Annotated in this window: 10 protein-coding genes and 2 riboswitches; of the genes, 2 read left to right on the top strand and 8 right to left on the bottom strand. The window is 36.9% G+C overall.

Annotated features, from left to right (window positions below; all coding sequences use genetic code 11):
* From VIO64_RS04815 to VIO64_RS04780, 8 genes are all read right to left on the bottom strand, one after another.
* Positions 1-1,536, bottom strand: coding sequence for a YifB family Mg chelatase-like AAA ATPase (locus VIO64_RS04815; RefSeq protein ID WP_331915713.1), 1,536 nt, complete (start codon positions 1,534-1,536; stop codon positions 1-3).
* Between the two features lie 107 nt (positions 1,537-1,643).
* Positions 1,644-2,447, bottom strand: coding sequence for an A24 family peptidase (locus VIO64_RS04810; protein WP_331915711.1), 804 nt, complete (start codon positions 2,445-2,447; stop codon positions 1,644-1,646).
* 190 nt (positions 2,448-2,637) lie between these two features.
* Entirely contained in the window at positions 2,638-3,804 is a 1,167-nt protein-coding gene (locus VIO64_RS04805) for a 3-phosphoglycerate dehydrogenase family protein (protein ID WP_331915709.1), read from the bottom strand.
* A gap of 120 nt (positions 3,805-3,924) precedes the next feature.
* Positions 3,925-4,001, bottom strand: a riboswitch (glycine riboswitch).
* Between the two features lie 3 nt (positions 4,002-4,004).
* Positions 4,005-4,125: riboswitch (glycine riboswitch) on the bottom strand.
* Positions 4,126-4,357: 232 nt separating this feature from the next.
* Complete coding sequence (locus VIO64_RS04800; protein ID WP_331915707.1) at positions 4,358-7,843, bottom strand: cohesin domain-containing protein; 3,486 nt, start codon at positions 7,841-7,843, stop codon at positions 4,358-4,360.
* A gap of 1,156 nt (positions 7,844-8,999) precedes the next feature.
* Positions 9,000-11,021 carry a UvrD-helicase domain-containing protein gene (locus VIO64_RS04795; RefSeq protein WP_331915972.1) on the bottom strand — a complete coding sequence of 674 codons (2,022 nt, stop codon included), beginning with the start codon at positions 11,019-11,021 and terminating at the stop codon, positions 9,000-9,002.
* Between the two features lie 95 nt (positions 11,022-11,116).
* Positions 11,117-11,395, bottom strand: a complete 279-nt coding sequence (locus VIO64_RS04790; RefSeq protein ID WP_331915705.1) for a DUF1294 domain-containing protein — start codon at positions 11,393-11,395, stop codon at positions 11,117-11,119.
* 120 nt (positions 11,396-11,515) lie between these two features.
* Positions 11,516-12,874, bottom strand: a complete 1,359-nt coding sequence (locus VIO64_RS04785; protein ID WP_331915703.1) for a PFL family protein — start codon at positions 12,872-12,874, stop codon at positions 11,516-11,518.
* A gap of 12 nt (positions 12,875-12,886) precedes the next feature.
* Positions 12,887-13,156, bottom strand: coding sequence for an ACT domain-containing protein (locus VIO64_RS04780; RefSeq protein WP_331915701.1), 270 nt, complete (start codon positions 13,154-13,156; stop codon positions 12,887-12,889).
* Positions 13,157-13,390: 234 nt separating this feature from the next.
* Between VIO64_RS04780 and VIO64_RS04775 the strand changes: the two genes are divergently transcribed.
* Positions 13,391-14,701: a putative DNA modification/repair radical SAM protein gene (locus VIO64_RS04775; RefSeq protein ID WP_331915699.1), complete on the top strand. Its 1,311-nt coding sequence runs from the start codon at positions 13,391-13,393 to the stop codon at positions 14,699-14,701.
* Positions 14,694-15,443 carry a TIGR03915 family putative DNA repair protein gene (locus VIO64_RS04770; protein ID WP_331915697.1) on the top strand — a complete coding sequence of 250 codons (750 nt, stop codon included), beginning with the start codon at positions 14,694-14,696 and terminating at the stop codon, positions 15,441-15,443. The genes VIO64_RS04775 and VIO64_RS04770 overlap by 8 nt, the downstream gene beginning before the upstream one ends.
* Positions 15,444-15,597 lie beyond the last annotated feature (154 nt).

Genomic DNA, 15,597 nt, shown 5'->3' with positions numbered 1-15,597 from the left:
CTATCTTCCCCAGACTTTTCTGTCCAGACTTCTATATTGAATTGCCTCAGCCAGATGCTGTAGCTTGATATCAACACTCTCATCCATATCGGCAATTGTGCGGGCTACCTTTAATATTCTGTTATGTGCCCTTGCACTTAGCCCCAATCGCTCAAAGGCGTTTTTCAAAAGTGCCTTTCCTTCATTATCCAGTTTGCAGTATTTGCTTATCAGGGAGGAAGTCAGTTGGGAATTGGAAAATATTCCAAGACCTTTATATCTTTCAACCTGTATTTTTCTAGTCTTATTTACCCTATCTCTAATTACATGGGATTTTTCCCCGGATTGGGTACTGTCCAGGTCTGCATATTGTACCCCAGCTACTTCTATGTGCAAATCAATTCTGTCCATAAGGGGACTTGAAATCTTTCCAAGATATTGCTGTACTTGCTTTGGTGAACAGCAACATTCCTTGCTTTCATCCAGTAAATTACCGCATCTGCACGGATTACCACAGCAAACAAGCATTGTTTTTGAAGGATATGAAATACTTCCGCTCAATCTTGATATGGTCACATAACCATCCTCCAAAGGCTGTCTCATAACCTCAAGTGCTTCTTTGCCATACTCCGGTACCTCATCCAAAAACAAAACTCCGTAGTGGGCAAGGCTGATTTCCCCAGGTCTGGGGACATTTCCTCCGCCTATAAGGCTATAGCGTGATATTGTATGATGTGGAGATCTGAAAGGTCTTCTAGTCATAAGTGGTGTCTTTGCAGGAAGAGTTCCCGCTATACTATGAATTTTAGTAACTTCAAGGGCTTCCTCAAATGTCATGGACGGTAATATTGAAGGGATTCTTCTGGCAATCATAGTTTTCCCAGAACCTGGGCTTCCGATAAGTAAACAGTTGTGACCACCTGACGCAGCCACTTCCAAAGCTCTTTTAACATTTTCCTGACCCTTAACATCAGAAAAATCAAGTTCATCCTCGGTGTTTTTGCAAAAAAGTCTATCGATATCTATAGTGTAGGGATTAATTTCCATATCTTTATTCAAGTGCCTTATTACATTGATAATATTCACTGCCGGAAGAACATTAACCCCTTTGACAACTGCTGCTTCCTCAGCATTATCCACTGATAGTATTATGTTTTCAATCCCTTCATCCCTTGCCCGCACAGCCATAGGCAAAACACCATTAACAGGTCTTATTTGACCGTCTAGTGACAACTCACCTATAAACATATATTTATGTATTTCACTTGTATTTATCTGCTCTGTGGCTGATAATATACCCAAGGCGATGCCTAAATCAAAATGGGATCCTTCCTTTCTTATACTTGCCGGGGATAGGTTTACAGTAATCCTTCTCACAGGAAATTCCATCCCTGAATTTTTTATGGCAGCCCTGACTCGTTCTTTTGACTCCCGAACAGCAGCATCACCAAGCCCTACAATATCAAAGGAGGGAATTCCGCTACTTATATCAGTTTCTATTTCCACAACATATCCATCAATGCCAACCAATCCACAGCTTTTAATTCTGGAAATCATAAGGGATCAGCCTCCTCATTAATTGGGTGGATGATAAACTGCCAGTAAAACTTAAATAATAAAAACATATATTAACTTATTTATTATCGGATAAAATTTAAGATTGTTTAATAATTATTAAACTGTAAATACCAATTTAATATATCAGTACCATAAAGGATGGTGGCAAGAGTACCCAATACGATAGCTGGTCCAAATGGTATAGCTTCTCTAAGCTTCTTACGCCTGATTATCATCATCACAATTGATATTAGTGAGCCAATGATTGCTGAAAGTATAAATGACACTATTACCATCCGCCAGCCAAGGAAAATCCCAATTGGTATGAAAAGCTTTACATCTCCCAATCCCATTGCCTCTGTCTTGTAAATAAATAGGCCAACTATTCCTATTAATAAAAGCACAAGAGAAACTGAGGCCCCCCCAAGTACAGGATTCCACCAGGCTCTATCCATATAAATCGGAAACTCATAAAAAAGATTATAGACAAATACCAGAAGTGCACCCCCCAGACCTGCAAACAACAAATCGTCAGGAATAATATAGTAGTCCATGTCAATAAAAAACACTGCTATCAATACTGACATCAGATAAAGAAATGCAAAAAACTGTATTGTAAAATCAAACTTTAGATACAAGAGTACACAAACAACAAGGGCAAACAGAGTAATCTGAATGGGTCTGCCAAATATTTTACTTTCACATTTGCCGCATCTTCCGTGATGTAAAAAGAGGTTTATTGGGAAAAGCATTTGAAGCGGTTTGAGCTTTGTGCTGCATGATCTACAAAAAGGCCAAGCCCATGTAACGTCTTCAATGTCATTTTCCACTACTTTAGGAATTCTTGATGCAATTATATTTAATAATACTCCAAGGAACAAACTAAAAATTGATAATAATACGATTGCCATTTGCAGCCCTCTTCCTGTTTGTTAATTGGCGGTGCTATCATACAATTTTTATTATATTGGATTAATGATTACTTTTCAAGTCATAGTAAACTATAATTCCTTAGAGTGGTATAACATAGACAACAATTTCTTAAAATACAAAAAAGTTTGCAGGCTGCTTCAAAGAAGGCCTGCAAACTTTCTGCCTTTATTACTCAATAATTCTAACCATCTTAATCCCAGGAATACTCTTGACAGCTTGATATATCTGTTCATTTACTTTTCCGTCTACGTCAATCATATTAAACCCAATATTGTTTTTATGATGAGTAAGCATGTCTGCAATATTTAATTTATTGTTAGCAAGTATAGTTGTAACCTGTCCTACCATGTTAGGAACATTTTCGTGTGCGGTTAATATTCTTGTGCTTCCTGATCTCACCATATCACAATCCGGGAAGTTAACTGAATTCTTGATTGTACCCCTTTCAAGATAGTCCTTAACCTGATTAACAGCCATAACAGCACAGTTTTCTTCCGACTCAGGTGTTGAAGCTCCAAGATGAGGTATAGTAATGACTTTATCATTTCCAATCAATTCATCTTCAGGGAAGTCGGTCACATAGCATGCTACAGTTTCATTTTCCAGAGCCTCAAGCATGTCTTTATTAACAACAAGACCTCCTCTTGATAGATTTATTACCCTTGCTCCCTTTTTCATTATAGCAAACTTGTCTTTATTGAACATTCCTTTTGTTTCAGACCCAAGCGGAACATGTACAGTAATGTAATCACATGTAGACATAATCTGATCAAGGCTGGTTGCTCTAATTACACTGCTTGAAAGCCCCCATGCCGCATTAACCGAAATAAAAGGGTCATATCCTATAACTTCCATACCCAATGAAACAGCATCATTTGCAACCATAACGCCTATTGCTCCAAGACCTATAACGCCAATTCTTTTTCCCTTAATTTCAGGGCCATCAAATTGGGATTTGCCCTTTTCCACCAACTTAGGAACCTCATCTCCCTTGCCTTTAAGTGATTGAGCCCAGTTAATTCCCTGGCAAATGCGTCTGGATGACAGAAATAATGATGCTAATACAAGCTCCTTTACTCCATTGGCATTCGCACCTGGGGTATTGAAAACAACTATTCCCTTTTGCGTACACTTGTCGATAGGAATATTGTTTACTCCTGCTCCTGCCCTTGCAATAGCCTTGAGGTTGGGTCCGAACTCCATTTCTAGCATATTGGCACTCCTAACCAATATAGCATCCGGATTTTCTGCATCATTTGATAATTTGTAATGATCCACCGGCAGCAATTCCAATCCTTTTTCAGAAATACCGTTGAGCATTTTTATATTAAACATAAAAGCCCCTCCCTTTTTGTTTGTTTACTAAGTAAAATTTATGCAAATATAAAGGAGTCAAACTCTAATAGAGTGACCCCTGTGATAAACACAATAATACACATAAATAATGTGAATTAGCTCTGTCCTTTTGCCTGAGAGATTATTTCCTTAACAGGAACTTGCCCCTTCGGCGCCATATATTGGTCTCTCCAGAGGTTCGTCCGGCTGAAGTCTCTATACCTGAGAGTATGACTCCTTCGGTGAACGGAATGTGTTATTAACTCTTTAACCCTTAAATATAATTAATAAAACAAACAGTTACTCTCCCTCAACCATCATCCGATAATATTAAATATTCAATTAACTTTAATTATAATAATCTATACCATTGTTGTCAACAAATTTTACCTATAGTCAACCTTAATGTTGTCGTAAAAAATTATGGTGTAGAATACGACACAATTTCCTAAATATTTAAAAAACTTCACATAGCAGTTTAAAGATAATTTCTCCAAATTGCTATGTGAAGTCAATTCACTAAGATAACACTTTATTTATATTCAGTATTTAGTTATTCAACAATTGCAGATGCCTTAATTGATTTACGGCTTGGGTCAGAGAATGATCCCATCTTAGAAATCTTTAAGCTGTCGGAATCAGATGAGACATCAGCTTTCAATTTTAATGTTATGTTGGCAAATACCCCATTTTCCTTTATAGGCATGGATCCTTGTGTAGCATCGTTAAACAGGAATGAGATAGCACCAGGAGTTCCGAAATAACCGACAAAATTAACTATTGGTAAAGTTGCAATTAAACCAGCATCAACACTTACTACTTCCATAACACTAGTATCGTAAGAAAGTCTAAAGTCACAGTTATTTAATCCTTCTTCAGTAAGCCCTTCGAATTTAACCGGTACTGTTACAGTGCTGCCTGCTTTACCGTTGAAGTCCTCTACAATAACTCTTAATCCATCAGCGACAGGAGTTGGAGTCGGCGTAGGATCAGCTGCTGCAATAGTTACTTTTCCTTCTGCGAAGGATGGCAATATCTGGGATATTTTGCCGTTTGAGAATGCTGAGAATGACCCTACACGATTGAGGCTTAGCTTGCAATCCCCAGATGTAGCATTATCCTTTATTTTAGCCTTTATTACAGCAAACACTCCATCAGAAACTATCTGTAATGAGCCTTGAGTTGCATCACTGAAAAGGAATGATATATACCCCTGTGAATCAATATTGGATGAGAAATTGGCTACAGGAAGCTGAACTATTGATCCTGCTGTTATGCTCATAATTTCAAGTGCATCCTTATTGAACATCAATTTGAAATCACAGTTGTTTATACCGTTTGCAGGCACACCATTAAAGTTAACAGGAATCTCTATTACATCACCTGGCTTACCTTTTCCATTGCCTATTTCTACATTCACTTTCAATGCCGGATTAGTAGGAGTAGCAGTTGGTGTAACTGTTGGTGTTGGAGTATTTGTTGGCGTTGGAGTACTTGTTGGCTTTGGTGTACTTGTTGGCTTTGGTGTACTTGTTGGCTTTGGCGTACTTGTTGGTGTCGGTGTGAAGGTAGATGTTGGTGTAGGAGTATATGTAGGTGTAGCAGTTGCTGTTGCCTTTACAGCAATTACAGTCACCTTTCCGTTTGTAAATACAGGCTCAACACGAACCATGTTTTTACTTGAGAAAGCACCAATACTACTTAATGTTATTTGGTAATTTCCTGTTACATCAGGATTTAAAACTTTAAACTTGATATTTGCAAAGACACCGTCTTTTATTATTGGACTTTGACCTTGTGTAACATCACTATAGAGGAATGCAACAATTCCATTATTGCTGTTTGAAGTAAAGTTAACACTTGGAAGAGTTACTATATCACCTGGGGTTACACTAGTAATACTTAATGCACTGCTGTCAAATGATAATCTAAAGTCACAATTATTTATACCTTGTTCAGGTACATTAGTGAAGCTTACAGGCACTATGGCTTCCTGCCCTTCAACTGTAACATTTCCAATATCAACCTTTACTTTTAATGCAGCAGCATTTGTAGGAGTACTTACAGGTGTTGCCGGGGTTTCAGTAGGTGTAGCTGTTGGTGTACTCTGTGCCTTATTAACAATTAATTCACCATCTTTTGTACTGGCTTTTATAGCAACCATATTCTTACTGGAGAAAGAACCCACTTTGATAAACTTGATCTGATATTTACCTGCTGGTGCATTTTCCTTAATTTTTACGGTGATATTTGCAAAAACACCATCTTTAACTATAGGATTTAAACCCTGAGTTGCATCACTGTACAGGAATGATATGATTCCTGCACTCTTGTTAACAACAAAGTCAGTCAGAGGACTTGGTATAATATCTCCAGCCTTTACTTCAACAATATCCATTACACTGCTGTCAAAAGAAAGTCTGAAGTCACAGTTATTTACCCCATTTGCAGGTACGTCACTGAAGTTTACCGGAACAGTTACAACACTTCCAGCGTCACCCTGCTGGCTGCCTACAGTCACATCAATCTTGTTTTCAGAAACTATAGGTGTAGGAGTAGGTGTAATTGTAGCACTTGGCTTGATTGAAGCAATGGTAACATTACCATTAGTTGATGTTACTTTTACAGATTGCATGTTTTTTGTTGAACATGCACCCACACTGCTGATTTTTATGTCGTATGTACCCGCTATTGCAGTACTTTTTATTACTGCCTTGATTTTTGCAAACATTCCCTTAGTTACAATCGGGTTAGACCCTTGAGTAGCATCGCTGTATAAGATTGATATCTGTCCTGCCTTGCTGTAATTGGCAGAAAAATCAGTTAATGCAGAAGGAATTATAGCTCCAGCCTCAACATCTTTTATTTGTAAAACGTTGCTATCATAGGAAACCTTGAAGTCACAATTGTTAATTCCTGTTTCAGGAATATTCTCAAATATTATTGGAATATAAATTTCATTTCCAGGCTCACCATTTGTGTCTCCTATTTGAATGCTTACCTTTGCATTTGTAACAACAGGAGTCGGTGTAGCCGGTGTTGGTGTAATTTTTGATGCAGATACTTTAATAGTACCTCCATCTATAAATGCGTCAACCGGTGTCATCTTGTATGCTTCAGATGGACTAATGCTTGATATTGCCCCAACTTTTGAGGATACCAACATGTAATCCCCTGCAGCTGCACTATCCTTTACCTTTAGCTTTACACTTGCAAACAAACCGTCATTCTTTATCTGATTTGAACCTTGTGTAGCATCTGCAAACAAGAAAGATACTGTTCCGTTACTCTTTGCATAAGAATAGAAATTTGTTGAGGAATTGTATATAATTGAACCTGGAATAATGCTTTCCATTTCAAAAACATCACTGTTGAACTGTAATCTAAAATCGCAGTTATTTATTCCACTAATTGGAACATTTTTAAAACTGATGGGTACTGTAACAGATTGACCTGCAACGGCCTCGGCTGATTCAACCGATATCTTTAAGCCATCTGTAACAACTGCTGTAGGTGTAGGCGTTTGTTTTACATCCCCCTTAACATTCAAAGCACCTGATGCGAAGTCTGGATTGATCTTTCCGCCTCTTGTGTCTGAAAATGATCCTACGGAATCCATTTTTACAGTATAATTTCCGCTTACTGCGTTATCCTTAATCTTAAATTTCAAATTGGCAAAAGGACCGTTGATGGTAATCGGTAATAACCCTTGTGTTGAATCACTGAATAAAAATGAAACAACTCCGGATTTACCACAATATGAAGAAAAATTTACAACAGCATTAGGCACGATTATTCCAGGTGTAACTTCTTCAAGCTCCATCGCATTGCTGTCAAATGACAATCTAAAATCGCAATTATTGATTCCGGCTGTTATACCTTGAAAACTTACAGGTATAGTTACGGAATCACCCTGACCTCCTGCGGCTGTGCCTATAACTACATTGACTGCTGAGGCCGCAAACGATACAATTGGAAACAAATTAGAAACTAACATAACCATCATTAGAACAAGTGCAAATATTTTATTCTTTTTCACTTAGATAAACCCCCTTTATTTTGTTCCGTACTTATTTATAAAACGAAACTTTAAGCACTTTTCTAGTTTACCCCTTAGATAAGATAAGTAAAACCCCTTAGTCTTTCTCTCTGTTAATTCTCAGTCGCAAATATGCGGCTATTTGTATGCTCTATCCTTTCCGTATTCTGTTATTAATATAACTTTTTGGAGTCTCAACAGAATGTATTGGCTTTTGTTAAGTTGATATATCACTCCTCTCAAAATAGTAATAAAAATTAATTTGCGGTTTTTGTACGCATTATAAAACAAAACCGCAAATATCTTCAGAAAAATTATATTTAATCAACGATCTTTCTAATTTGCCTTTTTCAAATAATATCAATCATTATTTGATCTATTAAATAAAGACCAGTTTATTTATTCCTGAAGAATTAATTTTTAGTCAATAATCAATTATTAAAAAATTGTAAAGTATGGATTTCGTACTAGATGTGAAAATTGTTATAAATCAGGATCAAATCAGCAATAGGTAATATAAATATTATAACCCAATAGATCTAATATCTGCTTGGAGTTGAGAATACTTATATCTTTCAAGAATGAAGTGTGTTATTGGTTCGAATAAAGAGTATGTTTAATTTTGTATAATCAGTAGTAAAAAAATCATTTATTAGTGTATAGTTAATCTTAACAGCTTAAATATTATTCAGCATTACTTTATATAAAAGCTATTTATATGCTCATATGAATTTTTCAAAGTTCGAAAAACAATAACGCTGCAGTAAAACAATCAATTCATGCATAGCTAGACTAATATCTCTAAATTAATTAAACCCTCGAACATTGTTTCTCGTATAAATGCAAAAGTAAATCAATGAAACATACAACGAAGAACCCAGTAACAACCGATCTCGTTAAAATATATTAGTGTATGTAACTCGTTTAATATTACTTCCTTAACCACCTTATATAAAATTAAAGAAAAAACGGACAACAAAAAGGAAGAAATCAAGCGATATCTCAATTGCTTCCCTATGTAAAAAATAATATTATTACGAATCAACTAAATATATATCTAATCTCTATAATCTATTATAATCAATTTGCACGGTTTTTTTTATGATTTATTTTTTGATTTTTTGATAAGACTTATGAATTTCAAACAAATTATAAACTATCCCAGAATTTCATCAAAATATTCCCCCAAAATACCATCATTTTCAAATCCATTAGCTGAAAGAATGGATTCGAATGTTATAACTTTATCTTTGCATCTTTTAAGTACAGATCTCATGATCATAGCAAGATATTCCTTCTGATTTTTTTCCTCAAGTTCTTCTGTGTATATAGATTTGTCATCCCATGTTTTAGAAAGAACATGAACATTAGTTAATTCCTTAATGCTTCTAGGCGTCCAATTTTTGCTGCTCAAACTGCTTAATATAATAACCTTAGAAGTCATTGAGCATGATAGATAGGATACAGGAGTAGTTAATACAACCGAATTGCCTTGCAATTTCTCCTCCAATTCAAAAATACTCTCTGAAGCTTTAATCCCGCTTCTTACCATTTCTAAAAAACCCTTGTCCACACTGATATTCTTAAACCTCGATACTATTTCGACAAATGTTTGAGCACTATCTATGAGATTTTTTGCCTGTAATACATCATTATCGGACAAATCATGGGATACAAGTATTTCAAGAAAAACCTTCTGCAGAAAGGCATCTATCGGCAGCTTATTTTCTAGCTCCCTGTATTCATCAATCCAATTTCTTATATATTCATATTTTTCTATATTATAGTATCCTATTCTCTCTACTAGACCTGGAAACTCAATATCAGGAAACTTTGCAAAGGGCTTTTGCCTGCAAATCTCATCTGCTAGAATAGAGCTTCTTATTGGGTCAATCTTTAATATCAGCCTTATTAAAGCTCTCACATTATCCCTGTTAGGGGGAAGATTGAATGAGGGATGACAAAGTAAAGCCAATGTAATAAGTGCCTGAGAAAAGGGGTTATCTATTATTCTGTTTTTTCTTGAGTGATTGTTTAAAGTCAGACCGTTAGCTTCCAATATTCTTCCGATAACAAACTCAGTAACTGGGTCTGCATACGTTGATAGAATTGTTATATCCGAAGGAAGGTAACCCTCTTCCCTTATGAGTTTTACTATTTTATCACCTATAAGTTCTAACATCTCACTTCTAAGTTCAACAGGCTGGGTCCTCTCAACAAATGCTTTATTTGATGCTTTGAAGGCAGTATTTCCCTCAATGTATTCATAAAGCATGTCTGAGAATTCATACATAAAGCTTTGACATGTAAAAGAGCTATCAAGGTTTATAACCTTGCACCTACCCAAAAGCTTTTCCTTCACATACTCATGGCTGCTGCCGAAAACCTGACCATACCCGCCCTCATGGTTATAACCGAAAAGACAAGACCTGACATTAGGCAGAAGCAATTCGATAAAATCAACCTCTGTAGGCACACACTCTTCAAGATTATCTATTATTAAATGCTGCACCCTCTTAAATAGCTGCTCTCTATAGAAATCATCCGTAATAAGGCAATTATTATAAAGCTCAACAGCCATGGCAAAATCAAACACTCCAAGCTCAATGCACTTATTTCTGTATGCAGCGGTAATATTATCAGCATCACTGAAAATCTGCTTTTTGAGGTCATCTTTGATTTCCAGAGAATTGTACAGCCTTTTACCTATATCCTTATAAGATATACCTGAGGTTGCCGCTTTAACAAGATTTGAAGTAATATCTATGGATATCCTATCTGTAAATGATGTCACCCCTGGGAATATTCCCTTTCTTTCCCTGTGTGCCTGGATAACTGCAGATACCAAAAACTGGGCAGACTCAAAAGTAAGGAAAGTCGGCTTTATCCTTCGGTCCATAATATCTCTGCAGTTTTTTAATACAATCGGATAATGGGTCCTGATTTCACTCTGAATAAATCCATAATATGAAGTTCTCCAAATGTTCCCGGACCCCTTAAGAAAGGTTTTTGTTCTCCAATCAAGGGATTGAGTCCTATTTAATAAAAGTATCAATATTTTCTCACTTGGTATCCCCAGCCTGTCCACCATATATTTGTACCTTTCCAGTAATATGGTGGTCTTACCGGAACCTGATGATCCTTTTAAAATAATCTTTGAATGCTTCGGTGTTTCTATAATACCTTTAAATTTGCTATTGTCAAATATAGCTAATCACCCCAAAAAGTCTCTTGGGAATATTATAGCACCTCAGGCAAAATTTAAAAATATATTTAATAAATTTTACCTTTGATTAATAAAACTGCTGTAACCTGTATAGCAAAAATAATAGGAATTCCTATCATGAATTTCATGTGCCTGGTCTTATGTCTGAACACAAAAAAAGATGAATATAACCCCGGGCATCCCCCGATTATCCCCAACAGAAAAAGCGTTTTTTCCGATATTCTCTGTTTTTTATGTCGGGCTTTATATTTATCAATACCGGAAATAATGAACGCAATGATATTTAAAATAATAAGAACTACAGCTATAATATAATTTTTAGGCATTTTGGTCACTCCAGAATAATTTATATATGTATATAAAGATAACGAGTCTGTAATCTTACTTACAGCCCGTTACCCTAGACATCAACCTTTATGTTGAGGTGAGAAATTTTAGACTATTCATCAATTTCGCAAACTGTTGATAGGTGCGGGTATACGGCCTCCGCGCTTTATAAATTCCTCACTGCCAAATCTATTCACGTTCATAACAGGTCCCGAACCTAAAAGCCCTCCAAATTCAACAATATCTCCTACTTTCTTTCCGTAGGCAGGAATAACTCTAACCGCAGTCGTTTTATTATTTATCATACCTATGGCAGCCTCATCGGCTATAATCGCAGATATGGTTGAAGCACTGGTATCACCCGGTATAACAATCATATCGAGCCCTACTGAACATACACAGGTCATAGCCTCAAGTTTTTCCAATGTAAGAGCACCAGCCTTGACAGCCTCAATCATTCCGGCATCTTCACTTACCGGTATAAAAGCACCGCTCAATCCCCCAACATATGATGACGCCATAACTCCACCTTTTTTGACTGCATCGTTTAATAGTGCCAAAGCTGCAGTTGTTCCATGAGCACCACATTTCTCAAGTCCCATTTCCTCCAAAATGTACGCCACACTATCACCTACTGCCGGGGTTGGGGCCAATGAAAGGTCTACAATACCAAACTCCGTATTAAGCCTTCTTGAAGCTTCCTGTGCTACCAACTGACCCATTCTGGTAATTTTAAAAGCAGTCTTTTTAATGGTTTCGGATACAGTTCCAAAGTCCGCACCCCTTACCTTCTCCAAAGCACTTTTTACAACTCCCGGACCACTTACGCCAACATTAATCACACATTCCGGCTCACCTATTCCATGAAATGCACCTGCCATAAAGGGGTTGTCCTCAGGAACATTTGAAAACACCACAAGCTTTGCACAAGCCAGACTGTTATCATCCTTTGATAGCTCTGCAGCCCTCTTTATTACTTCCCCCATTTCTCTCACTGCATCCATATTTATCCCCGCTTTTGATGTTGCCACATTAACTGATGAACACACTAATTTAGTGGAACTAAGTGCTTCAGGGATTGATCTTATAAGTTTCCTGTCTCCGTTTGTATAACCTTTATGAACCAGTGCCGAAAAGCCTCCTATAAAGTTTATACCGATTGCATCAGCCGCTTTATCCAAAATTTCTGCGAATCTCACATAATCTTCTTCATCGGAACTTTCAGCAATAATTGAAATAGGAGTTACAGAAACCCTTTTGTTAATAATGGGTATACCATATTCCTTTTCTATATCATTCCCAGTCTTTACTAAATCAGCTGCAAGCCTGGTTATTTTATCATAAATCATTTGCCTCGACTGCTTTGAGTCCTTATGGCAGCAATCCCTTAACGATATACCCATTGTGATTGTTCTTATGTCAAGGCACTGTTCCTGTATCATATTGATTGTCTCAAGTACTTCCCTTGTTCTTATCATTAATCCATCCCCCTAAATTCTATGCATTGAGTTAAAGATGTCTTCATGTTGGATCCTTACTGAAAGACCAAGTTCCTCGCCTTTTCTCTCCAACCTGTCGGCAAGTTTTGTAAAATCTATTACAAGGCCTGAAATGTCTACAAGCATAATCATGGTAAAAACATCCTGAAGTGTTGTTTGGTTTATATCTAATATGTTTACATTGTTATCCGCCAATACATTACTGATCCCGGCAATTATTCCGACCCTGTCCTTACCTATAACTGTTACGATAGCTCTCATAAATATACCCCCGTTAAAATATTTTAAAATGTGTCATATAATAACCCTTCTATATTTTTCTTTATTTAGATATTCAAAGAAAATTAAAGCAAATATAAAATCTTCCCGGCTAGAACGGTATAAGCGTATTATACAGTTTAAAATCCACAATATCAACCCGAACATATGTTTGATTTATTGATGAATTTGTGATAAATTAGCTGTAATAACCACATATGACGAAAAGGTGATGAAATGGAACTGGAAACCAAACTGGAAATCTTATCTGCAGCAGCAAAATTCGATGTATCATGTTCCTCAAGCGGCAGCAACAGGAAGAATACTCCAAACGGCTTGGGCAATGGCCATAAGGCTGGTATTTGCCATAGTTGGTCGGAAGATGGCCGATGTATATCACTATTAAAAATACTTTTTGCAAACCAGTGTATATATAACTGTACATATTGTGTTAACAGATGCAGCAATGACACCCCAAGAGCTGCTTTTACTCCACATGAAGTGGCAAACCTCACTATAAATTTTTATAGAAGAAATTATATAGAAGGTCTCTTTCTAAGCTCAGGCGTTATTAAAAGCCCCGACTATACCATGGAACTTCTCATTAAAACAGTAAAGCTATTAAGAGAAGAGCACTCCTTCAACGGCTATATACACTTAAAGGCAATTCCCGGGGCAGACACCAGGCTCATTCATGAAGCTGGCTTGTATGTTGACAGGATGAGTGTAAACATTGAGCTCCCATCAAGCCAGGGACTAAAGCTTCTTGCACCGGATAAAAACAAGGAGGCCATAATAAAGCCCATGGGCTTTATAAATAAAGCTATAGCAACTGTTAATGAAGAAAACAGGATATACAGAAAAAAACAGTCTTTTGTTCCTGCCGGACAGAGTACCCAGTTAATTGTCGGTGCTACACCGGACCATGACTACAACATAATAAAGCTCTCCGAAAACCTTTATAAGCATTTCAGGCTTAAGAGAGTGTACTATTCAGCTTATGTTCCAGTTGTAGAGCATCCCAGCCTGCCAGCTATAGGGAGTCCTCCCCTGCTAAGAGAACACCGGCTTTACCAGGCAGACTGGCTTATGAGATTCTATTCCTTTCATGCCAATGAGCTTTTAGATGATAGAAGTCCCAACTTCGATCTGGAACTGGACCCCAAATCATGCTGGTCAATTCGCAATATGCACCTTTTTCCCTTAGAAATCAACAAGGCAGACTATCAAATGCTTATACGGGTTCCCGGTATTGGTGTAAAGTCCGCTCAAATCATAGTATCAACAAGAAAGCTCTGCTCCATAGGCTTTGATGACCTGAAAAAGATTGGGGTGGTTTTGAAAAGAGCAAGGCATTTTATTACCTGCAAAGGCAAATTCTACGGAAGCTCCTTTAATGAGACATACCTAAGGGACCAATTAATGTCCGAGAATGTTGGCGGTTCCAAAAAAGTATGCAGCGGACAAATTTCCATATTTTCATACTTTGGAGCAGGTTTAAACCAATTACAGTTCAACATCCCAAAAAAGGAGACCACTTATGAATAATCAAATGGTGAATTATACCTATGACGGAAGCTTCGAAGGGCTATTGAGTGCAATTTACGATTCATACTACCGACATGAGATACCCCTCAACATATTACCGGAAGGAATGATACAAGTAGGTATTTTTAATAATGATTATAGCGTACAAACTGACATGGAAAAATTCGATAAAGTTTATAATTCAATCAGAGAAAAGATATCCCCAATAGCTTTGAGGAATATTTATTATGTTTATGTATCGGAATGGGCAAATAAGGAGTATATTATTTACAAGTACCTAAGGCTTGGCTTTAAATTAGGCAGAGACGTGGACAGATTTATAACAGATGATTCCGTTTTAAAAGTGCGAATAATAAGCCGGAAGGTAACCAGCGAATGCCATAGATTTTTAGGCTTAGTCCGCTTTAAGCTTATGGATGGAGATTATTACTATGCTTCTTTAGAGCCCGATAACAACATAATAAGTTTATTGGCACTTCACTTTTCAAAAAGGCTTTCGGATCAAAGGTGGGTTATTCATGACCTAAAGAGAAAATCTGCAGTGGTCTATGATAAAGAGGGCTGGTTCCTAACTTCCATCGATAAGCCTGTTAAAGGCAGCTTAAGTTCCGATGAGAAAGGTTTTCAAAGTCTATGGAAGCTGTATTTTAAGAATATAGCTATAAAAAGCAGAAAGAACCCCGGACTTCAAAAGCAGCATATGCCGGTGAGATATTGGGCTCATCTGGTAGAAATGGAATAGGTATTTCATTTACACTTTTTATATAGATATGTTGCGAAAAAGGGCTTACACTAACAAATGCAATTGAAGCATCTGCTCATGCAATATATTTTTCGCAACATACATGAATAAAATTGCTCGTGATTTTGCAACCTTAAGGAAAGTGTTTTAGGAT

Origin of the sequence: Pseudobacteroides sp. (genome assembly GCF_036567765.1) — a bacterium.
Lineage (GTDB): Bacteria > Bacillota > Clostridia > Acetivibrionales > DSM-2933 > Pseudobacteroides.
This window is presented reverse-complemented; position numbering and strand designations above follow the sequence as displayed.

Coding starts and splice junctions, on each gene's coding strand:
- VIO64_RS04775 (WP_331915699.1), top strand. CDS start 13,391: ATGGAACTGGAAACCAAACTGGAAATCTTATCTGCAGCAGCAAAATTC.
- VIO64_RS04815 (WP_331915713.1), bottom strand. CDS start 1,536: ATGATTTCCAGAATTAAAAGCTGTGGATTGGTTGGCATTGATGGATAT.
- VIO64_RS04805 (WP_331915709.1), bottom strand. CDS start 3,804: ATGTTTAATATAAAAATGCTCAACGGTATTTCTGAAAAAGGATTGGAA.
- VIO64_RS04790 (WP_331915705.1), bottom strand. CDS start 11,395: ATGCCTAAAAATTATATTATAGCTGTAGTTCTTATTATTTTAAATATC.
- VIO64_RS04780 (WP_331915701.1), bottom strand. CDS start 13,156: ATGAGAGCTATCGTAACAGTTATAGGTAAGGACAGGGTCGGAATAATT.
- VIO64_RS04785 (WP_331915703.1), bottom strand. CDS start 12,874: ATGATAAGAACAAGGGAAGTACTTGAGACAATCAATATGATACAGGAA.
- VIO64_RS04810 (WP_331915711.1), bottom strand. CDS start 2,447: ATGGCAATCGTATTATTATCAATTTTTAGTTTGTTCCTTGGAGTATTA.
- VIO64_RS04770 (WP_331915697.1), top strand. CDS start 14,694: ATGAATAATCAAATGGTGAATTATACCTATGACGGAAGCTTCGAAGGG.